General features: G+C 46.8%; 22 protein-coding genes. 15 read left to right on the top strand and 7 right to left on the bottom strand.

Annotated elements, in window-relative coordinates:
* Positions 1-84, top strand: an 84-nt coding sequence (locus KNP62_RS15730; protein ID WP_214784096.1) for a zinc ribbon domain-containing protein, incomplete at its 5' end; no start/stop codon positions are given.
* Between the two features lie 117 nt (positions 85-201).
* Here KNP62_RS15730 and KNP62_RS05605 read toward each other — a convergent pair.
* Positions 202-990 carry a Cof-type HAD-IIB family hydrolase gene (locus KNP62_RS05605; RefSeq protein ID WP_214783989.1) on the bottom strand — a complete coding sequence of 263 codons (789 nt, stop codon included), beginning with the start codon at positions 988-990 and terminating at the stop codon, positions 202-204.
* 200 nt (positions 991-1,190) lie between these two features.
* Here KNP62_RS05605 and rnjA point away from each other — a divergent pair, with 200 nt between their 5' ends.
* The gene (gene rnjA, locus KNP62_RS05600; protein ID WP_015881254.1) at positions 1,191-2,858 is read left to right on the top strand and encodes a ribonuclease J1; all 1,668 of its coding nucleotides are present in this window, start codon (positions 1,191-1,193) and stop codon (positions 2,856-2,858) included.
* Between the two features lie 60 nt (positions 2,859-2,918).
* Positions 2,919-4,376 (top strand): phospholipase D family protein, encoded by a 1,458-nt coding sequence (locus KNP62_RS05595; protein WP_214783986.1) that lies wholly within the window; start codon positions 2,919-2,921, stop codon positions 4,374-4,376.
* 39 nt (positions 4,377-4,415) lie between these two features.
* Here KNP62_RS05595 and KNP62_RS05590 read toward each other — a convergent pair whose 3' ends face one another.
* Both KNP62_RS05590 and def read right to left on the bottom strand, forming a co-directional pair.
* Positions 4,416-6,041 (bottom strand): alpha/beta hydrolase, encoded by a 1,626-nt coding sequence (locus tag KNP62_RS05590; protein ID WP_214783983.1) that lies wholly within the window; start codon positions 6,039-6,041, stop codon positions 4,416-4,418.
* A gap of 1 nt (position 6,042) precedes the next feature.
* Entirely contained in the window at positions 6,043-6,582 is a 540-nt protein-coding gene (def, locus tag KNP62_RS05585; protein WP_214783980.1) for a peptide deformylase, read from the bottom strand.
* Positions 6,583-6,913: 331 nt separating this feature from the next.
* Between def and pdhA the strand changes: the two genes are divergently transcribed.
* The 4 genes from pdhA to lpdA all read left to right on the top strand — a co-directional run bounded on the left by pdhA (position 6,914) and on the right by lpdA (position 11,765).
* On the top strand, positions 6,914-7,999 hold the full coding sequence (gene pdhA, locus KNP62_RS05580; protein ID WP_015881258.1) for a pyruvate dehydrogenase (acetyl-transferring) E1 component subunit alpha: 1,086 nt from the start codon (positions 6,914-6,916) through the stop codon (positions 7,997-7,999).
* A 3-nt stretch (positions 8,000-8,002) separates the two neighbouring features.
* Positions 8,003-8,980 (top strand): alpha-ketoacid dehydrogenase subunit beta, encoded by a 978-nt coding sequence (locus tag KNP62_RS05575; RefSeq protein ID WP_074034993.1) that lies wholly within the window; start codon positions 8,003-8,005, stop codon positions 8,978-8,980.
* A gap of 78 nt (positions 8,981-9,058) precedes the next feature.
* Positions 9,059-10,348: a dihydrolipoamide acetyltransferase family protein gene (locus KNP62_RS05570; RefSeq protein ID WP_015881260.1), complete on the top strand. Its 1,290-nt coding sequence runs from the start codon at positions 9,059-9,061 to the stop codon at positions 10,346-10,348.
* A gap of 4 nt (positions 10,349-10,352) precedes the next feature.
* Positions 10,353-11,765 (top strand): dihydrolipoyl dehydrogenase, encoded by a 1,413-nt coding sequence (gene lpdA / locus KNP62_RS05565; RefSeq protein WP_074034989.1) that lies wholly within the window; start codon positions 10,353-10,355, stop codon positions 11,763-11,765.
* Positions 11,766-11,785: 20 nt separating this feature from the next.
* Here lpdA and aac(6') read toward each other — a convergent pair whose 3' ends face one another.
* Positions 11,786-12,235, bottom strand: coding sequence for an aminoglycoside 6'-N-acetyltransferase (gene aac(6'), locus KNP62_RS05560; protein ID WP_214783977.1), 450 nt, complete (start codon positions 12,233-12,235; stop codon positions 11,786-11,788).
* A gap of 75 nt (positions 12,236-12,310) precedes the next feature.
* On the opposite strand from aac(6'), the gene KNP62_RS05555 reads away from it, so the two are divergent.
* Entirely contained in the window at positions 12,311-12,616 is a 306-nt protein-coding gene (locus KNP62_RS05555) for a DUF3055 domain-containing protein (protein WP_074034985.1), read from the top strand.
* A gap of 118 nt (positions 12,617-12,734) precedes the next feature.
* Here the strand turns inward: KNP62_RS05555 and KNP62_RS05550 are convergent, their stop codons facing one another.
* Entirely contained in the window at positions 12,735-14,216 is a 1,482-nt protein-coding gene (locus KNP62_RS05550; protein ID WP_214783974.1) for an aminotransferase class I/II-fold pyridoxal phosphate-dependent enzyme, read from the bottom strand.
* A gap of 159 nt (positions 14,217-14,375) precedes the next feature.
* Between KNP62_RS05550 and KNP62_RS05545 the strand changes: the two genes are divergently transcribed.
* The 3 genes from KNP62_RS05545 to KNP62_RS05535 all read left to right on the top strand — a co-directional run bounded on the left by KNP62_RS05545 (position 14,376) and on the right by KNP62_RS05535 (position 16,399).
* Positions 14,376-14,642, top strand: coding sequence for a UPF0223 family protein (locus KNP62_RS05545; RefSeq protein WP_214748331.1), 267 nt, complete (start codon positions 14,376-14,378; stop codon positions 14,640-14,642).
* A 236-nt stretch (positions 14,643-14,878) separates the two neighbouring features.
* Positions 14,879-15,067, top strand: a complete 189-nt coding sequence (locus KNP62_RS05540) for a hypothetical protein (RefSeq protein WP_015881266.1) — start codon at positions 14,879-14,881, stop codon at positions 15,065-15,067.
* A gap of 78 nt (positions 15,068-15,145) precedes the next feature.
* The gene (locus KNP62_RS05535; RefSeq protein WP_214783971.1) at positions 15,146-16,399 is read left to right on the top strand and encodes an inositol monophosphatase family protein; all 1,254 of its coding nucleotides are present in this window, start codon (positions 15,146-15,148) and stop codon (positions 16,397-16,399) included.
* 58 nt (positions 16,400-16,457) lie between these two features.
* Here the strand turns inward: KNP62_RS05535 and KNP62_RS05530 are convergent, their stop codons facing one another.
* Positions 16,458-16,637 carry a DUF5325 family protein gene (locus tag KNP62_RS05530; RefSeq protein ID WP_074034965.1) on the bottom strand — a complete coding sequence of 60 codons (180 nt, stop codon included), beginning with the start codon at positions 16,635-16,637 and terminating at the stop codon, positions 16,458-16,460.
* Between the two features lie 163 nt (positions 16,638-16,800).
* On the opposite strand from KNP62_RS05530, the gene typA reads away from it, so the two are divergent.
* Together typA and KNP62_RS05520 are read left to right on the top strand one after the other, a co-directional pair.
* A complete protein-coding gene (typA, locus tag KNP62_RS05525; RefSeq protein ID WP_074034963.1) occupies positions 16,801-18,645 on the top strand; it encodes a translational GTPase TypA in 1,845 nt (614 codons plus the stop codon).
* A gap of 87 nt (positions 18,646-18,732) precedes the next feature.
* Positions 18,733-19,077, top strand: a complete 345-nt coding sequence (locus KNP62_RS05520; protein ID WP_074034961.1) for a YlaH-like family protein — start codon at positions 18,733-18,735, stop codon at positions 19,075-19,077.
* 36 nt (positions 19,078-19,113) lie between these two features.
* Here KNP62_RS05520 and KNP62_RS05515 read toward each other — a convergent pair whose 3' ends face one another.
* Entirely contained in the window at positions 19,114-19,314 is a 201-nt protein-coding gene (locus KNP62_RS05515; RefSeq protein ID WP_074034957.1) for a YlaI family protein, read from the bottom strand.
* Between the two features lie 115 nt (positions 19,315-19,429).
* Here KNP62_RS05515 and KNP62_RS05510 point away from each other — a divergent pair, with 115 nt between their 5' ends.
* Both KNP62_RS05510 and KNP62_RS05505 read left to right on the top strand, forming a co-directional pair.
* The gene (locus KNP62_RS05510; RefSeq protein WP_214783968.1) at positions 19,430-19,879 is read left to right on the top strand and encodes a PNPOx family protein; all 450 of its coding nucleotides are present in this window, start codon (positions 19,430-19,432) and stop codon (positions 19,877-19,879) included.
* Between the two features lie 33 nt (positions 19,880-19,912).
* Positions 19,913-21,229, top strand: coding sequence for a PhoH family protein (locus KNP62_RS05505; protein ID WP_214750046.1), 1,317 nt, complete (start codon positions 19,913-19,915; stop codon positions 21,227-21,229).
* Position 21,230 lies beyond the last annotated feature (1 nt).

Here is a 21,230-nt window from a genome sequence, read left to right as displayed (position 1 = left end):
GTCCGTGAATGGACATGTGTCTGTGGCGCGCATCATGACCGTGACATCAACGCGAGCATCAACCTATTGATGTTGGCCGACTGAACATCCTTCAGGGTGGGAACCACCCGACGAGCTTGGTAAACAACCGTGGCTAGTAAAAGTACGGTCTTCCCAAGAAGCTCCCCCTTCAATTTGTGAGGCAAATAAGTGGCGAGTAGTTCACATTAATTTCATCGCTTTCAATCCATATTCGATGCCATCTTCAAGAATCGATTTCGTCACAAAGTCCGCAACGTCTTTCGCTTCAGAACGAGCATTTCCCATGGCAATCCCTGTCCCTACATATTGGAGCATGGCCAAGTCGTTCAAAGCGTCTCCAAACGCGTACGTATTCTCAAGTCGATAACCGTTCGCTTCGATAAAGTGACGAATGCCGTCGGCTTTACTAGCACCTTTATTGATGACGTCCATCGCATGTGGATGCCAGCGGATGAAGTCGAACTCATGATAGGCATCGAGATAGTGATGCTCATCTTCAGGTGTACAGTAAAGGAGCGTCTGATAGACGTCTTCTTCTGCGTGGAAGTTTGGTTCGTAGCGAGGAATCGGCATGTCGAGTTCTCCGAGTGATTGCTTGACGATGGCGTCATCCGGTTTTGAAGCGCCGCCGCGATCTTGTCCCAGGTAGACGAGAGTATGGTCGTTCGAAGCGGCATGAGTCGTCAAACGACCGAGCGCATCTTTAGATAGGGTGTTGCGATACACGATTTCACCTTTATGCACGACGATTTGACCGTTGTAACAAACGAGGCTATCGATTCCGACACGTTCCGGGATATCTGATAACATCGCTGGTCCTCGTCCCGTCGCGATAAATGTCTCGACGCCGTTTTCACGAAGCGCTTGAATCGCTGAAATCGTTGAAGGTGGAATATAGCTACCTTCATGCAAGAGTGTGCCGTCAATGTCGAAAAAAACAACTTTTTGATCTTCCATTTGATTCACCATTCTTTCTCTTTGTCTAAAAAATATGTTTTTCGATCCCACTAAAAGGATAACACGAAATAGGGAAACTACCACGAATATCACATCGTTAGTGAAATATTGCCATGATATGAGCTATAATGAAAAAAGAATCTTACGGACATATTCGAGAATCACTTATGTTTCACATAGATGTATTAATAATTGAAGTAAGGAGAGATTAAATGAAGTTTGTTAAGAACCACCAAACAGCCGTGTTCGCATTAGGCGGACTAGGAGAAATCGGGAAGAACACATACGTTGTTCAATTCCAAGATGAAATCATCGTCATCGATGCGGGAATCATGTTCCCAGAGGATGACTTGCTTGGGATTGACTATGTGATTCCGGATTACTCGTATTTGATTAAAAACAAGGACAAGGTAAAAGGGGTATTCATCACGCACGGTCACGAAGACCATATCGGGGGAATTCCATTCTTACTCAAGCAAGTCCAATTACCGATTTATGCGACGAAACTTGCGCTCGGTTTGATTAAAGTAAAACTCGAGGAGCATGGATTGTTGCGTGAAGCGGAACTCCACGAAATCGATGAGGATTCACTCATCAAGTTCCGTAAAACGAGCATTTCGTTCTTCCGGACGACGCACTCGATTCCGAACTCGCTCGGTGTTGTCGTCAAAACACCACAGGGGAACATCGTCCATACAGGTGACTTCAAGTTCGACTTCACTCCAGTCGGTGAACCTGCCGACCTCGCGAAGATGGCGGAAATCGGAAAAGAAGGCGTGCTCTGCCTCTTGTCTGATTCGACAAATGCGGAAGTCGAAGGCTTCACGATGAGTGAGAGCGTCGTCGGGGGGACGATTAGCGAGACGTTCCGTAAAGCGGACGGTCGAATCATCTTCGCCACATTCGCATCGAACATTTATCGTTTACAACAAGTCGTCGATGCTTGTGCTGAGACTGGGCGTCATCTCATGATTTTCGGTCGTTCCATGGAGAAAGTCATGACGATCGGGCAAGAGCTCGGATTCATCAACGTTCCGAAAGGGATGATCATTGAAGCGAATCAAATGCGTCACTATGACCCGAACGAGATTGCCATTCTTTGTACCGGTTCACAAGGTGAACCGATGGCCGCGCTTAGTCGTATCGCGAACGGAACACACCGTCAAGTGTCGATTATCCCAGGAGACACGGTCATCTTCTCATCTTCTCCGATTCCGGGGAACGCCATCTCGGTCGGGAAGACGATTGACCAGTTGTATAAAGCAGGGGCTGACGTCGTGTACGGGAAATTGACGAACATTCATACGTCTGGACACGGTTCACAACAAGAACAGTTGTTAATGATTCGTCTTCTCAATCCAAAATTCTTTATGCCGATTCACGGAGAGTATCGCATGCTGAAGAAACATGCGGAGCTTGCTGAATCAGTCGGGATTCCGAAAGAAAATAGCTTCGTCATGGATAACGGAGAAGTGCTCGCTGTCGATTCTGAGTCGGCTGCGGTCACTGGTAAAATTTCTGCGAACGCCGTTTACATTGATGGGAATGGAATCGGCGATATCGGGAATATTGTATTAAGGGATCGTCGTATCCTTTCTGAAGATGGACTTGTCGTCGTTGTCATCAGTATCGATGGCAAAACACGTAAACTCGTTTCAGGACCGGATATCATCTCGCGTGGATTCGTCTATATGCGTGAATCAGGTAGCTTGATTCGTGACGGCGAACGTCTGTTGAAGAAAACGGTCGAGCAAGGGTTGTCAAATAAACAGATGAAGTGGTCGGAGATGAAGCAACTCGTATCTGATACGCTCACACCGTATTTGGCACAAAAGACGCGGAGACACCCGATGGTCCTGCCGATTATTATGGAAGTATGATCGAACGGGCTGTAGGTGACTACAGCCCGTTTTTTGAACCGCGAAGGAGGAGGGGAACTCATGGCTAAGGAAAAAGGGAAAAAAGGATGGCTCAAGTGGGGATTGGTCATCATCGCGGTCATTTTTCTCATCACACTTGTGTATCATCAAGTGAAACCGTTACCGGATGGGGTGTCACGACAATCTGAACCATATCTCATTTCAGACGATCAAATCGATTTTCTTCATGATTTGACATATCAAGGAGAGGATACGGAGATTGTCGAGCAAGAAATTTTTAAGGAAGTCGAGCGAGCGATTCGAGAAGCTGAGGAATATATCGTCATGGACTTTTTCTTATTCAATCCATATTCCAATGAAGACCGACAATATCCGGATATCACATCGCGATTGTCATCAGCTCTTCTAGAGCAGATGGAGCGATACCCGGATTTGAAGGTCGTCTTTATTACAGACGATATCAATACGACGTATAACGGACACGTTTCCGACCACTTCGATGTGCTTGAAGAGGCGGGAGTCGAAGTCGTATACACGAATCTCGACGCACTTCGTGACCCGAACATTTTGTACTCCACGTTTTATCGGATGGCGATTCAATGGTTTGGGAATAGTCAGGACGGCTGGTTGCCGAATCCGATGGCCTCGTCGGCACCGGATATTACCGTCCGGGCGTATTTACGATTACTGAACATTAAAGCGAACCATCGAAAAGTGATGGTGACAGAAAATGAAGGGTTTGTGCTATCGGCGAACCCGCATGATGCAAGTGGATATCACTCTAACGTCGGTGTCCATTTAAAAGGCCCTATTTTAAAAGAAATTGTGGAAGGGGAGCAAGCGGTCGCGACGTTCTCCAAAGGCGATGCGCGACGTTTCCCGGATGATGAGGCGTTGTCAACGATTGAGAGCGAACCGACCGAGGCGCCGATGGAGATTCGTTACGTCACGGAAGGGAAGATTCAGGAGTCGGTGCTCGATGCGATGAACGGGGCGACGGAAGGGGATACGATATGGATTGGTATGTTCTACTTGGCTGACCGAAATATCATTCAAGCGATTGAAGATGCCGCCGGTCGAGGCGTGACCGTGAACATGATTCTCGACCCGAATACGAACGCATTTGGTCGTTCAAAATCGGGATTGCCGAACTTACCTGTGACGGTAGAACTGAATACCGTCAATCCTGAACAAATCGAAATTCGTTGGTATGATGTCGGCAAAGAACAATATCATCCAAAAATCCTCTATGTGGACGGGGAAGAGAAGACAGTCGTCCTAGGCTCAGGGAATTATACGACACGAAATATGAACGATTACAACCTTGAGGCAGACGTCGAGGTAAAAGGAGAAGACGATACAGCTTTCTTTGATGAAGTAGACGATTATTTCAATCGCTTATGGAATAACGAGAACGGAACGTACACTGTAGCATATGACGAGATTCAAACCGATCTCCCACTCGGAAAGTACGTGATGTATTGGCTTCAAAAAGTGACATGGACGATGACATACTAAAAAACAGCTATCCTCAGATTGGGGATAGCTGTTTTGACGTTAGTTCGTCTCGATTGGATTAAACTCATTTGTATATTCGTATAAGAATTTTCCAGTATCTTTCAAGACGTCACTTTTACGGTGAAGTGAGAAATGGTCGTACGGTACGGTCTCTGTTTGAATATTATTCGTATACTCTTCGAGTAACAGAGAACTTTCCGGCTCGATCAAATTGAACTCGCCGCCTCGTCCAGAGAAGGAGAGGACTTGGACAGATCGTGGCCACGTCTCAAGTTTTGACTGGAAGGCCTGTAACCCATCCGAATTCGGTGATAAGTCACGGATGGCAGGGCTACCTGTGTTGATTCCAAAGTTACTAGCCGATAGGCCGAAGTTTGCAAGTCGGGTGCCCCCGAATGGACTATCGAACGTGACGAACTTATCGATGATGTATGTGTCCTGATTCAAAATGTAGTTGGCAGCCGCAACGCCACCCATACTATGACCGAGGATATACATGCGTTCGAATGAGCGATTTCTCGTTTTCTTATACGTTTCAATGGCAGCATTTAACCATTTCGTTTGATTGTTCAAAGAAGCTTCTGCATCCTCGAACTCGATTCGAACGATTGGACGATTCGAACTATAGTCATAAATTTCGCAGTCGGTTTTTCCTTTGACGGTAACTGTACAAAGGGCGCCGTCGGTCGCCTGACCGCTCTGTTCCATCGCTTGCGAGAAGCGGAGGAACGTTCGGTCAGTCCCGAGTAGACCATGCACCGCGAAAGTAGGGATAAACTCGTTCGTCTGCGACGCTTGGCGAATCGCCTCGGTTTGTCGCTCATTCGCCAATTCTTGTCGGAATGTCCCGACAATCAATACGAGTGAAAGGGAGACAATCAATAACCCTAACAGGCGTGAACGAATCGATGTTTCCCTAGGGTTGCCGATGTTTTTTCGATATTTACGCCAAATGAAATACCCTAAAATAATCGCTGCGACAAATACGATGATGGTGATCACCCATGCTTTAACGTTTGGCACATGGGCGACGAGTGTTAAATTATTTTGGCGTCCTCCGTACACTTGCCACTCGACATGCTTCATGGAGCGAAGGTCAAGGCCAGTCCCGTCTTCCACGAACACGCCGGTCGGAACGGTTAAATTAAAGCGGATATCGGCTTGCCGGATATATCGTTCAGCTAATTTCTTAGGTGAACCCGACAGTTCGACACCAGGTAAGTCAACCTGATCTAGTCGAAGATCGAGGTTCGTCTGCATCGTGTAAGAGTCGAACCAGATGCCTTCTCGTTGCTCGATATCGAATTGAATGTCAGGTGGGACGAGAATTCCGGCTGGACCGGTTTTCCATTCTTCTTTAATCTGTTGTAACTCATCCACATTGCTGAACGTCTTCTTCAAGACCATCCCTTCATAATCATCGGCGCTCGAATAATCTTCAGTCTCGTACCCATTATCCTCCGCCTGCTCCTTCCACGTATCCCAGTCGAGTCTGAGATTGAGCAACTTCATCACTGGGTGTTCGCGGAAAGCATAAGTGGTTTCGAGTGAAACGGATTGATCGTAATGCACGGTCGCATCGTAATTAATGCGCACACATCCGCCGATTAAAAGAAATAAAAATGGGAATAGTAACAACAGTGCCCTTTTTCTCGAGCTAAACATGTTAGATCGGTTCGCCGTATGTGTCTAGCGGATTCGACGTATTGATTCGGTCATAGAATAAAATACCGTCCAAATGGTCGAGCTCGTGCTGACACACGATCGCGCGCATTCCCCGAAGACGAAGCTTGATTGGTTGTCCGTCTCGGTCAAACCCTTCTAATGTGATTCGACGAAAACGAGGTACATTTCCTTTGACCACGCGGTCGACCGACAAACATCCTTCCCCACCATTTAAAAATGTCTGTTCGACGGAGTGGCTCGTGATTTTAGGATTGAAGATTGAGAGTTTGAACGTTTCTTCCTCTTCTTGTAGTAAGACTGTGAAGAAACGACGGGTTACACCGAGTTGTGGCGCGGCGATTCCGACACCACCTCGTAACTCGTATTTTTCGCTCATCTCTGGGTCTTGACTATTGACGAGGAACGTCTCCATCTCGTCGAGTAGCGCCAAGTCCTCTTCGGTTGGCGGAATCGGTACTTCAATTGAACGTGCGCGAAGTCGTTCGTCTCCTTCGCGAATGACGTCTTTCATCGTTAACATGTGCAACTTCCTTTCTATAAAACGTATATGATTGATTATATCATATTTAAAGAGAGAAGAATGTGGATGGTACAGAAGGTGAAACGAAAATGATACAGAGACAAAATGAAGGTCATATCCCTTGAATGTAAGCGTTTTATTTCGATAAGCATATTTTTTGCGTTATTATAACAACCCGTTTTATACTAACTAGGAAACGGCAGGAGAGCATAACTTTCCTGAATTACGTTAATACAGATTGCTTTTTTGGACAGATACACGTAAGATTTGAGATAGTGTTTGATCACAAAAAAGACAATTGTCTCATAGTTGAAAGGATGAGGTGAAACGAATGAACAACGTTCAGGTACTTCAAAACGTGGAAGAAAACTTCCAAACGTTCCGTATTCTCGACGAGAAGGGTGAGGTCGTCAACCAAGACGCAATGCCTGACCTAACGGACGAGCAACTTCAGGAACTCATGCGCCGCATGGTCTATACTCGAATCTGGGACCAACGCGCCATCTCACTTAACCGTCAAGGACGCCTAGGATTCTACGCGCCAGTGGCAGGTCAAGAAGCGACGATGATCGGGACGCAATACGCGCTCGACAAAGAGGACTGGATCCTTCCAGGATACCGTGATATTCCACAACTCGTATTCCACGGACTTCCGCTTTATCAAGCGTTCTTGTTCTCACGTGGACACGTGGCAGGAAACCGCATCCCTGAAGGTGTCAACGTATTGATGCCGCAAATCATCATCGGTGCACAAATCATTCAAACTGCGGGTGTGGCTATGGGCCTCAAACGCAACGGCAACAAAAATGTCGCTATTACTTACACAGGGGACGGTGGCTCATCACAAGGTGACTTCTATGAAGGATTGAACTTTGCAGGTGCATTCAAATCACCAGCAATCTTCGTCGTTCAAAACAACCGCTTCGCTATTTCGACACCAGTTGAGAAGCAAACAGCAGCTAAAACGATCGCGCAAAAAGCTGTTGCAGCTGGAATCAACGGAATCCAAGTAGACGGAATGGACGTTCTTGCAGTACTTGCAGCGACACAACAAGCTCGCGTAGACGCACTCGAAGGAACACCAACACTCATCGAGTCACTCACTTACCGTTACGGACCACACACGCTCGCTGGGGATGACCCAACACGTTACCGTACAAAAGAACTCGACACAGAGTATCAAGAAAAAGATCCACTCGTACGTTTCCGTCTCTTCCTCGAGAACAAGAAGCTCTGGAACGAAGACATGGAGAACGAAGTGATCGAGCAAGCGAAAGCTGATGTGAAAGAAGCAATCAGCCAAGCTGACAAAGAACCAAAACAAAAAGTTTCGGACTTCATCAACAACATGTTCGAAGAACTTCCTTCAAACTTGAAAGAACAGCTTGAAGAATATACTGCAAAGGAGTCGAAGTAAGTTATGGCTCAAATGACAATGATCCAAGCGATTACTGATGCGATGCGCGTTGAAATGAAACGCGACGAGAAAGTACTTCTCTTCGGAGAAGACGTTGGTAAAAACGGTGGGGTATTCCGTGCGACGGAAGGTCTCCAAGACGAGCTCGGCGAAGACCGTGTCTTTGACACGCCACTCGCTGAATCAGGGATTGGTGGTCTTGCAATCGGTCTAGGTCTTACTGGATTCCGTCCAATCATGGAAGTCCAGTTCTTCGGATTCGTATTCGAAGTATTTGACTCAATTGCAGCTCAAATGGCACGTATGCGTTACCGTTCAGGCGGCGCTTACAGCCAACCAATCACAATCCGTTCACCATTCGGTGGTGGAGTTAAGACACCTGAGCTTCACGCGGATAGCCTTGAAGGTTTGATGGCTCAGACACCTGGTCTTAAAGTCGTTATTCCATCAACTCCTTACGATGCAAAAGGTTTGTTGATCGCGTCAATCCGTGACAACGACCCAGTTGTGTTCCTCGAGCACATGAAATTGTATCGTTCGTTCCGTGGCGAAGTACCTGAAGGTGATTACACAATCGAACTCGGTAAAGCAGATGTGAAACGTGAAGGTACAGACGTTTCAATCATCACTTACGGTGCGATGGTGCACACTTCACTTAAAGCAGCGGAAGAGCTCGAAAAAGAAAACATCAACGTTGAAGTCATCGACCTCATGACAGTGAGCCCGCTTGATATCGACACAATCGTAGAATCTGTTAAGAAAACAGGTCGTGCGATCGTCGTTCAAGAGGCACAACGTCAAGCAGGTATCGCTGCGAACGTTGTAACTGAAATTCAAGAACGCGCAATTCTTCACCTCGAAGCACCAGTTCTTCGAGTAACTGCACCAGACACAGTCTTCGCATTTGCACAAGGTGAAGACATGTGGTTACCAGACCATAAAGATGTCGTTGCAAAAGTTAAGGAAGTTGTGAACTTCTAAGATCGTGTCGAATAAATGATAAGGGAGAATCTTCTCCCTTGTCGTGTTTACATGATGAATTGATGGGAGGAAAAACCAGTGGCAGTATTTGAATTTAAATTACCAGATATCGGTGAAGGTATTCACGAAGGTGAAATCGTCAAGTGGTTCGTAAAAGCAGGGGATACGGTCAAAGAGGACGATGTTCTTTTAGAAGTACAAAACGACAAAGCAGTCGTTGAAATCCCAGCTCCAGTCGACGGTACAGTCAAAGAAGTTAAAGTTTCTGAAGGTACAGTTGCCGTAGTCGGCGACGTCCTCATTACGTTTGACATCGAAGGCGACGCACCAGCAGGTGAAGAAGAAACACCTGAACAACCGAAAGCAGAAGAGAAGACAGAAGACGTAAAAGAAGATGTGAAAGAAGACGCGCCACGCGACGTTCAACTTCACAAATCTGAGCGTGTCATCGCAATGCCATCTGTCCGTAAATATGCACGTGAAAAAGGTGTCGACATCCGTGAAGTAAACGGTTCTGGCGACAACGGTCGTGTCTTGAAAGAAGACATCGATGCATTCGCGAACGGTGAAGCACCGTCTGCAGAAGCTACAACAGAGAAAACAGAATCTGTAGCACCAGCAGCAGCTGCGAAAACGGAAATCAAGCCTTACGAGTCAGCGACTCCAGAACTTGAAACACGTGAGAAAATCCGTGGAATCCGTAAAGCCATCTCGAAAGCAATGGTTAACTCGAAACACACTGCACCACACGTTACGCTCATGGACGAAGTCGACGTTACAAAACTCGTCGCACTCCGCAAAGACTTCAAACAAGTCGCGGCTGACCAAGGCGTGAAACTCACGTACTTGCCATTCGTCGTGAAAGCATTGACTGCTGCAGCGAAAGCATTCCCAACAATCAACGCTTCAATCGATGATGTGAACGAAGAAATCGTTTACAAAAACTATTACAACATCGGTATCGCAGCTGACACGGACAACGGACTCGTTGTACCAGTCGTAAAAGATGCAGACCGTAAATCAATCTATGCACTTGCTACAAACATTAACGAACTTGCAGGTAAAGCTCGTGAAGGTAAGCTCGCTGGGGAAGACATGAAAGGTGGATCGATCACAATCACAAACATCGGTTCTGCTGGTGGACAATGGTTCACACCTGTCATCAACCACCCAGAAGTTGCAATTCTTGGTATCGGCCGTATCGCTGAGAAAGCTGTCGTGAAGAACGGTGAAATCGTTGCTGCGCCAGTACTTGCACTTTCATTCAGCTTTGACCACCGCCTCATCGACGGTGCGACTGCACAAAACGCTCTTAACATGGTGAAACGCTTGCTCGAAGACCCAGCACTTCTAATGATGGAGGGATAAGAACATGGTAGTAGGAGAATTCGCACAAGAAACTGATTTGCTTGTCATCGGTGCCGGTCCTGGTGGATACGTTGCCGCAATCCGTGGCGCACAGCTCGGAATGAAAGTAACAATCGTTGAGAAAGGCAACTTCGGTGGTGTCTGCTTAAACGTCGGATGTATCCCATCGAAAGCGTTGATCACAGCTGGACACAACTTCCAACACGCTAAAGGACATGATTCAATGGGAATCTCGTCTGACAACGTGTCAGTGGACTTCACAAAAGTTCAAGACTGGAAACAGTCAGTTGTTAACAAATTGACTGGCGGTGTCAAAGGTCTCCTTAAAGGAAATAAGATTGAAATCGTTCAAGGTGAAGCGTTCTTCGCTTCTGAAGACACAGTTCGTGTCATCACAGAAGACAGCTCAACTCCTTACAAATTCAAAAAAGCGATCGTTGCGACTGGTTCTACACCAATCGAGATTCCATCGTTCAAATGGTCAAAACGCGTCCTTTCTTCAACTGGCGCATTGGCACTTCCTGAAGTACCAAAGAAACTCGTCGTCATCGGCGGTGGATACATCGGTATGGAGCTCGGTACTGCATACGCTAACTTCGATACAGAAGTAGTTGTTGTAGAAGGCGCTAGCGACATCTTGTCTGGTTTCGAACCACAAATGACGCAAATCGTTAAGAAGAAGCTCAAACAAAAAGGGAACGTCACAATCCACACGAACGCACTTGCTAAAGGTGTCGAAGAAACGGAAGACGGCGTAACTGTTAAGTTTGAAGTAAACGGTGAAGAGCAATCTGTTGAAGCGGACTATGTCCTCGTCACAGTTGGTCGTCGTCCAAACACAGGCGACATCGGTCTTGAGAACGCGGACGTTAAAATCAGCGACCGTGGAATCATCGAAATCGATGACCAGTGTAAGACTTCGAACGAAAACATCTATGCAATCGGTGATATCGTTCCTGGACCACCACTTGCACACAAAGCATCTTACGAAGCGAAAATCGCAGCGGAAGCAGCAGCAGGTAAGCCAGCTTACCTCGACTACTCTGCAATCCCTGCAGTCGTCTTCACAGATCCTGAACTCGCAACGGTTGGTTACACTGAACCACTCGCAAAAGAAGAAGGACTCGAAATCACAGTTTCGAAATTCCCATTCGCAGCGAACGGTCGTGCACTTGCACTTGACGAGCCAGACGGCTTCATGAAGCTTATCACTCGCAAAGAGGACGGTCTCTTGATCGGTGCTCAAATCGCGGGTACTGGCGCATCAGATATGATTGCTGAGCTTGGTCTCGCAATCGAAGCTGGTATGACTGCTGAAGATATCGCACTTACAATCCACGCTCACCCATCACTCGGTGAGATGGCAATGGAAGCTGCTGAAATCGCAATGGGTATGCCAATCCACGTCGTTAAATAAGCACGCTAGAAAAAACTCTCTCACGTTTCGTGAGAGAGTTTTTTGATATAGGTGACGACGCGTTCGACTTCTTTGAATCCGATTTTCTCATGGAACTGTTGGCTGCTCTCGTTTTCAAGTTCAGTATCTGATGCCAGTTCGATACAACCATGACGTGCAGCGAACATGGACGCAGCATCAATCAGACGGGCAGCGACACCTCTCTGACGCTCGGATTCAACGACATAGATTCCCTCCACGTAGGCTGTCGGAGACATGCTTGAACCTGGCACGTAATCATGCCGGAAGTTGAGCTGGCAAAATCCAATCGCTTTTGTGTCAGAGGATGCGATGAAATAATGCATTTTTTTTGAAGCAAGACCGAGTTTGACTTCCATCCGCAATTCCTCAATCGGGGCGTCGGGCCATAGCTCATGCATCAATTGCGCGAGTGCTTCTTGGTTTGACGATTTGGCATACTCAATTTTCATGATGACTCTCTCCTTAGGTTTCATACTTGTAGTATAAAGGAAAATACTTGTGAAGAGAGAAGGGAGGGAATCCTGATGGCATTCGATGAGGAGTTATTATATACCGTATCTGAGACGAGTCGCGTACGTTTCACCGGGATTGAGACAGAAGCTGCCCGCTATGATTTTGGTTTCGTCTATACACACCAATTTATGGGCAAGGTATTAGTCGTCTGTATGCAAACCGGTCAATCGGCCCTTCTCGATCTACATGCTTTAGAAGAGCCCCGTCAATTGTATCCGATGCTCGGCATTAACTTGAATGATACAGAGCACGTCGCTGAATTTTTACGACTCTGCCTAGTTGAAAAAACAGAAGCATCTGAAGAAATTGACACTTGAAAACATGTAAGCGTTTTCTTATAATAGGCAATAGGGGAAGCAATTCGATCATCTACAGCCACCTTTTCTGAGATGACATAAAAAATGAGCCGGTCACGATGACCGGCTCATTTTTTATTTAGCGAATCGCTTTTGTTTGTTGGATGACTTTAATCATTTGAAGAGACTCATCTTCAAGACCTTGAACCGGGAGACCGGCTTCGATGTTGGCCATGATGTATTCGAGTGTCGACGTTGTGATCAATTCACCTGGAATGATGATTGGAATTCCTGGTGGGTACACCATAATGAATTCCGCTGAAATGCGTCCGACGGCGTTCTCAAGAGGGATCGTCTCCGTCTCTTCATAAAATGCATCACGCGGGCTAAGAGCCAATGGCGGGATTTCAGGAAGCATGATTGAGAGTGAGTCATTCCCAGACTTCTGATAAACGGACACGACGTCACGCATCGATTCAATCAATGCTTGAATCGTCGACTCATCGTCTGCTGACGTAACAATGAAGAGCACGTTCAATAGATCTGACATCTCGACTTCGATGCGGTGTTTTTCACGAAGGTACTTCTCGACTTCAAATCCTGTCACACCGAGCTCACGAACCGATACGAGAACTTTTGTCTCATCGAGTGCATAAGTCGATTCCGAATGGAGCTCCGCATGTCCGTAAACCGACAAGTTCGGCATTTGACCGATTGCTGTTCGTGCTGCTCGAGCAAGGTCAAGCGCACGTTCGTTCATCATATGACCTTTCGTCGCAAGCTGTCGACGCGCCGCATCAAGAGAAGCAAGGAGCAAGTATGATGTTGAAGTCGTCGTGATCATCGAAAGCATCGCATGAATCCGCTCTGGTGAAACGAGACCGCGGCGTACGTTCAAAATGGAACTTCCTGTCATCGAGCCGCCAAGTTTATGCACGCTCGTTGCCGCCACGTCCGCTCCGGCTTGCATCGCCGAGAGTGGGAGTTCATCGTGAAACGGAAGATGGACGCCGTGTGCCTCATCGACAAGTACGGGCACATCTTGTGCATGAGCGACGTCAACGATTCGCTCCAAATCACCCGCGACACCGAAATAAGTCGGGTTGATGACAAGTACGGCTTTTGTATCCGGATGAAGCTCGAGTGCACGTTCTACAGCACTTGCTGTAATCCCGTGCGCGATGCCGTACGTCTCATCGAATTCTGGGTGGATGAAGACCGGGTGTGCACCCGTCAAGACGAGCGCGGACATGACCGATTTGTGCACGTTACGTGGAACGATGATTTTCTCATTCGGTCCGACGACGCCCATGATCATCGCCATGATGGCACTCGACGTTCCTTGAACGGAGAAAAAGGTCTCATCAGCACGGAACGCCTCTGCCGCCAAGCGTTCCGCTTCAGCGATTGCCGCTTTTGGATGATGAAGGTCATCGAGTGGGGCAATGTTAATCAAATCAATTTTTAGGGCGTTTTCGCCAATAAAGTCACGAAACTCCGGGTCCATCCCTTTCCCGCTCTTGTGACCAGGAATATGGAACGCAATCGGATTTGAGTCGACATGTTCAAGTAACGTGTCAAATAGTGGCGTTTCGAGCTGAGTAGCACCTTTTAATTTCAATCGTAAATCCCCCTTGGAATCAGTTTATTTATTAGATGAATGATATCGTTACGTTATATGTTGATTTTAAAAAAAGAAGCAACAAAAAAACTATAGAGATTTCTGACGTAACTTGCAATAGTTTTTTTTGTTGATACAATGAGTGTCGAGGTGAACAATATGCAAATCAATTATCCGATTAATCCGGATTGGACGACTGATGAATTGATCGAGGTCGTCGAGTTTTATAATGTCGTCGCACAAGCGAACGAAGGTGGAGTCGAGCGTGAGGTTTTCCTAGACGCGTATCGAGCCTTCAAGCAAATCGTAACATCTAAGTCAGAGGAGAAACAACTGAACGCGGTTCACGATGAACAGACTGGATATTCTACGTATCGTACCGTTCAAGCAGCGATGAAGTCATCGAGCAAAATGATTAAATTGTAAGTCCGAGCATGCCCGTGCAAATTCAGGCATGCTTTTTTGTTATTTCTTCTTTAAATCGGGTACAGTTATCTAACACTTATTCAGGTTTAAGGGCATTGAAATTGGGAATATATCCATTAAGATAAAAGATTCGAAATAGTCAGACAATTCTCTTTCTTTTTCGAATTTTATCTGATATACTCAATTCAACTCACTAAACCGTAACTTGTAGCCCAACAAAAGGAGTGTGGCATCTTATGAAACAAGTGATTGAGGCATTCAAAAGAAAAGACGCAGAAAAACGGATTCCGGTGCTGCGCTTGGAGATTGATTATGAATTGGCAACCCTTTTCGATGCGATGGCGTCACAGGATGATGCTACAGTTCAGGCTAGCAAGCATCGGTTGGAGAAGTATCGCCAAGAATTATTGCGTCTCGAAGCCTGACCATTACACACACATTCAACCAGTATTCCGAGCGGATACTGGTTTTTGTTTGGTACAATACAGTTGAGGTGATCACAGATGATAGAATGGTTTGCAGTCGATTTAATCAAACAGGCGGGAGAACTGATTCGTCGCGAGATTGATCAACATTATGAAGTGGAACGGAAGACCGGAAAAGGAGACTTGGTCACGGAGATTGACCGAGCAGTGGAACAGCTGATTGTCCGCCGGATCCAAAACCAATTCCCGGACCATCAAATCATGGGGGAAGAAGGGACGACGGATACGCCAGACACGTTATCAGGAACGGTATGGTTCGTCGATCCAATTGATGGGACGTTAAACTTTATTCATCAGAAGCGTATGTTCGCCATCTCGGTGGCCGTGATGGTCGATGGGGTCGTAGAGTACGGATTTGTCTATGACGTGATGGCGGATGAGATGTTCATGGCAAGAAGAGGGTATGGTGCGACATTAAACGGACGGACATTGACGAATCTACATGAACATCATGTACGAGATGCATTTTTAAGTATGAATGCGACGTGGGTCACCCCGAACCATCAAATTGCCCCGGAAATTCTTGCCCCAATTGTTCGGGACTCGATTGGGACACGGGCACACGGCGCTGCATCGCTTGAGCTTGCTTGGCTCGCTGCAGGACGAGTAGACGGATACATTACGATGCGCAACATGCCGTGGGATTATGCCGCAGGAAAATTGCTCGTAGAAGAAGTGGGTGGACGGGTCGTTTCCTTATATGGGGAACCGATTCGATACGATGGGAGAACATCTGTATTGGCAGGAAGCGAGACATTCGTCAATGACGTCATCAAACACTATGTCATCGCAAAAGGAGTGACCCCGGAAGCGAAGCCGGATCTTCAAATCGTGGAACATGAATCGTATGAAGAAATTCGTGACTTGCTCGTTTTAGCGAATCCGAATGAAGCGATGGTGCGAGAACAGTTTCAAACAGGACGAACGTTTAAAGCGTTACTCGGAGGAGAAATCGTCGGTGCCTATATGCTCGTATCGCAAGGGGCAGGACGGGTCGAGCTTGTCAATATCGCGGTGAAACCGGAGAGACAAAACCAAACGATTGGTCAGCGGATGTTACAAGACGCGGTAAAACGGGCGACGGCACTTGGCGGTCAAGAACTACTCGTTTGTACCGGGAATTCAAGCATCATGCAATTGCGCTTTTATCAACAAGCTGGATTCCGATTTGATTCTGTGGAACGTGATTACTTCATGAACCATGGGTACGATGCGATTGAGGAGGATGGTTTGGTCTTACGTGACCGCATCTGCTTGACGCGTCCAATTTGAATCATCAAATAAAAGGAAAGAGGGTTCGCTCGACTTTTGTCAGAGCAACCCTCTTTCTTTATGAAGATTGACGATCAGAAAGAATGCGACGACGTAATTGAATGCCAAAAAACGTCGCGACACCACTAAGTACGAGGCTTCCTAAAATGATGGCGGCGCTGCCTTCGGCCACCCCAATGCCGATACCGACAAACCCGGCGACGACGGCCATGGCAATCAATAGAAACATAAGCTGCATGGAGACTCCTCCTTATTTTCTCTTCTCTACCCCATTGTATGATAAAAAACGTCCAATGAAAACGTTCACAGTCGATTCCACTCGACAAAGGTACTGTGACGTGTGCTATACTCTTAAAGTTGAAGAAAAGCTGAAACTTTTTAAATAAGAGAGGAATAACTACATGAACGTAAGAACAAACCTTCGTAACGTAGCCATCATCGCTCACGTTGACCACGGTAAAACAACGTTAGTCGATGAATTATTGAAACAGTCTGGTACTTTCCGGACGAACGAGGCAGTCGCAGAACGCGCGATGGACTCAAACGATATCGAACGTGAGCGCGGAATCACAATTCTCGCGAAAAACACGGCAATCGATTACAAAGACACTCGCATTAACATCGTAGATACTCCAGGTCACGCAGACTTTGGTGGGGAAGTTGAACGAATCATGCGTATGGTTGATGGCGTTATCCTCGTCGTCGATGCGCGTGAAGGCTGTATGCCACAGACTCGCTTCGTATTGAAAAAAGCACTCGACCAAGGACTTCGTCCGATCGTCGTTGTTAACAAAATCGATAAGCCGATGGTTCGTCCACTCGATGTTGTCGATGAAGTCGTCGATCTCTTGATCGATCTTGGCGCAGATGAAGATCAACTTGAATTCCCTGTCGTCTATACATCGGCTGTCAGCGGTTCAAGTTCGTTCGATCCTGATCCAGCAAACCAAGAAGACACGATCACACACGTGCTCGATACAATTCTTGAAAACACACCAGCTCCAGTAGATAACTCAGATGAGCCACTTCAATTCCAAGTAACGATGCTCGACTACGATAACTACCTCGGTCGTATCGGTGTAGGTCGCGTCTTCCGTGGGAAAATCAAAGTCGGTGAGCAAGTATCACTCTGTAAGACAGATGGTACGGTGAAGCAACTCCGTGTCACAAAATTGTTCGGTTACTTCGGCCTCAAGCGCGTTGAAATCGAAGAAGCTAAAGCAGGTGACTTGATTGCTATCGCCGGGATGGAAGACATCAACGTTGGTGAGACAGTTACGCCAGTCGGTAAAGAAGAGCCACTTCCGCTCCTTCGCATCGATGAGCCAACACTTCAAATGCGCTTCATGACGAACAACTCGCCGTTCGCAGGACGTGAAGGAGACTTCGTCACTGCACGTAAGATCGAAGAGCGTTTGATGAAACAACTTGAGACAGACGTATCGCTTCGTGTAGAAAACACGGATTCTCCTGACCAGTGGGTCGTATCAGGACGCGGTGAGCTTCACCTCGGTATCTTGATCGAGAACATGCGTCGTGAAGGCTACGAGCTTCAAGTGTCGAAGCCACAAGTTATCATCCGTGAAGACGAAAACGGTACGAAAGTTGAGCCGTTTGAGCGCGTGATCATCGACGTACCAGAAGAGTACACAGGTTCAGTCATGGAGTCGATCGGTCTCCGTAAAGGTGAACTTGCTAACATGAACACGAACGATAACGGTCAGACACGTATGGAATTCATCGTTCCATCACGCGGTCTCATCGGTTACCGTAACGAATTCTTGTCGGCGACACGTGGATACGGAATCTTGAACCACACGTTCGAAGAGTACCGTCCGTATATCGCAGCTGATATCGGTGGTCGTCGCAGTGGTGTTATGGTTTGTATCGAAAACGGGAAGTCAACGGCTTACTCAATCGGTGCACTCGAAGACCGTGGAACGATCTTCATCGAGCCAGGTACGGATGTATACGAAGGAATGATCATCGGTGAATGTAACCGTGACGTCGACCTTGCGATTAACGCCGTTAAAGGGAAGCAGTTGACAAACATGCGTGCTTCAGCAAAAGATTCGACACAAGTCTTGAAACGTCCGCGCGTCTTCTCACTTGAAGAGTCGCTCACGTTCTTGAACGATGACGAGTACTGTGAAATCACACCGGAGTCAATCCGTCTTCGTAAGAAAATCTTGAACAAGAACGAACGCGAGAAAGCTGACAAGCGTCGTAAACTTGGTAAAGAATAAGTAGTAGAAAAGGGAACGCTTCGGCGTTCCCTTTTGCATGGAATAGTGTAGAATGGATGTGTATGAAATAAAGGGGGACTCTTTGTCTTGAAAGCTTCTCAAACAATCGATATCACACAAATTGATGTTCCGTGGATTGCCTCGATGCTAGGTGTCGGTAGCGACCCGAACGATTTTTCGGTCGGATTCAACGCACTCGTTGTCACGGTCATCTTACTGACGATTCTCGTCTTTAAGCTTGGTTTTGCAAAACAATTGGCATGGTGGAAATCACTGATCGTCTATATTTTACTTGCACTTGGCGCAGGTACGATGGCGCTCGTCTTTTTCACGTGGCCGATTCCGGAAGTACTTGCTGTCATGGCCATCGTGTTGGCCATCTATCGCGGTCGTCTTTGGTGGAACCGTCGTCAGGATGCAGTCGAGTCATAAAAAATACGGGCGTCTCTTCGGAGGCGCCCGTTTTCATTACCAATTTCGCTTTTGTCGAAATGTAGGATATAACTTGAATTGTCCAGATGCGGCGCGTTCAGCCGTACGTTCGCTGATTCGCTCCTGACAGTCTTGACACATATACGTTTTAGCCGGCTTGTTGCGCAATCGTTTTGCTTCAAACGACCATGAGTCGATCGTTTCGACTTTATCGCAAAGAGAACATTTTACACGCATCTTCTCACCTTCCTCTATAGGATGAGTATAGCATGATTTCATTCGTTGAAAGCAGGGAATTGAATCGATAAGGGAGAATGGTACAACCATACCCGGTTAAAAGGAGGGGAGTTGAATGGCGAGTAAGGCAACGTTTGAATTGACAGCCGCTCAACAGCGATTGTTGAATGACATGCCGTTAACATTTCTCGTCGGTTTTGATGAGGCGAAGCGTTGGCCAATCAGCCACGCCATCAGTTGGGTGCAAGCACTCGACAATGACACGATTCGGTTCGCGTTAACTAAGAATTCGCACATCGTGACGATTTTATCGACCGAAAAGACAGCGGGTCTCATCTTTATCGAAGATGGTCAGTCCTATCATGTTTTACTTTCATCTATCCGAGAATTTGAGCCAGCGGTAAAACCGAGCCTTCATCTTCGTTTTTTTGAAGGACATGTCGAAGAAGTGAGGAATATTTCATTTTATGGTGCAGCATACGCTCAGCCGGAAATTACGAAAACGTATGATATTCGTGCGGCGGAAAAGTTAGACCGTGAAGTAAAAGAGAGTCTTCATTCTTGATTACCATCCTATAGTCGAGGGGCGGCAAAGTCTATGAAAAAAACGTATGTACTCGATACGAACGTACTCCTACATGATCCGCTATCCTTATTTCAATTTGAAGAACATGACGTGGTCATCCCGGCCATTGTCTTAGAAGAACTTGATGGTAAAAAACGAAACATGGATGAGGTCGGGCGGAATGCCCGTGAAACGTCGCGTGTTCTAGACCAACTCCGAACATCGGGGAAACTTCATGACGGCGTCCCACTTGAAAACGGTGGACGTCTCTTTGTCGAGATTGGACACGAACACGAAGTCGATATTCCATTCGACGTGATGACGAACGATAACCGCATTCTACTCGTTGCCTTAAAATTAATGAAACAATACGAGCATGACACGAACCATAAAGTCGTCGTCGTCTCAAAAGATATATTGGTCCGTGTGAAGGCGGACGCGATTGGAATTGATGCCGAAGACTATTTGACCGACCATATCGTCGATACGACGAATTTGTATGCCGGCTATCGTGAAATCGAGGTCGATCAGGCACTCATCGATGAATTTTATAAAGTACGCCAACTTCCGACATCCGCATTGACGAAACAAACGTTATATCCGAATTCGTTCGTCGTGTTAAAAAGTAACGTATCGAAAGCGAGTGCGCTCGCGGTGGTCGATACGCTCCAACCGATTGTTCGTCCGTTAGCGCTCGATGCTGACCACATCTGGGGAATTCATCCACGAAACGTCCAACAACGCATGGCGCTCGACTTATTGTTACGAGATGACATTCCGTTCGTCACGTTACTAGGGAAAGCGGGAACCGGAAAGACGCTCCTAGCCCTTGCGGCAGGACTCTCACTCGTTGAGGACGAGCAACGATACAACAAGCTCGTCGTTGCCCGACCGGTCGTCCCGATGGGGAACGATATCGGCTACTTGCCAGGTGAGATGGAAGAAAAATTACGTCCATGGATGCAACCGATCTATGATAATCTAGAATTTCTCTTCAGTGCCAATTCAAAAGATGAGCTAGGAAATATTCTGGCCGGCATGAAATCGATTCAACTCGAAGCGCTCACTTATATTCGAGGAAGAAGCATGCCCGACCAGTTCATCATCATCGACGAAGCTCAAAACTTAACGAAACATGAAATCAAGACGATTCTAACCCGTGTCGGGGAGAACTCGAAAATTGTTCTTGTCGGTGACCCGTACCAAATCGACCATCCGTATTTAGATGAATATTCGAACGGATTGACATACGCCGTTGAACGATTCAAAGGACAAAATGTCTTCGGTCACGTCCAACTTGTAAAAGGGGAGCGTTCGTCTCTCGCAAGATTGGCGGCCGATTTGTTATAAG

This window comes from Exiguobacterium sp. s183, assembly GCF_018617655.1.
GTDB lineage: Bacteria > Bacillota > Bacilli > Exiguobacteriales > Exiguobacteriaceae > Exiguobacterium > Exiguobacterium aestuarii_A.
Note: the sequence above shows the minus strand (reverse complement) of the source record. Positions and strands in the feature narration are given on the sequence as shown.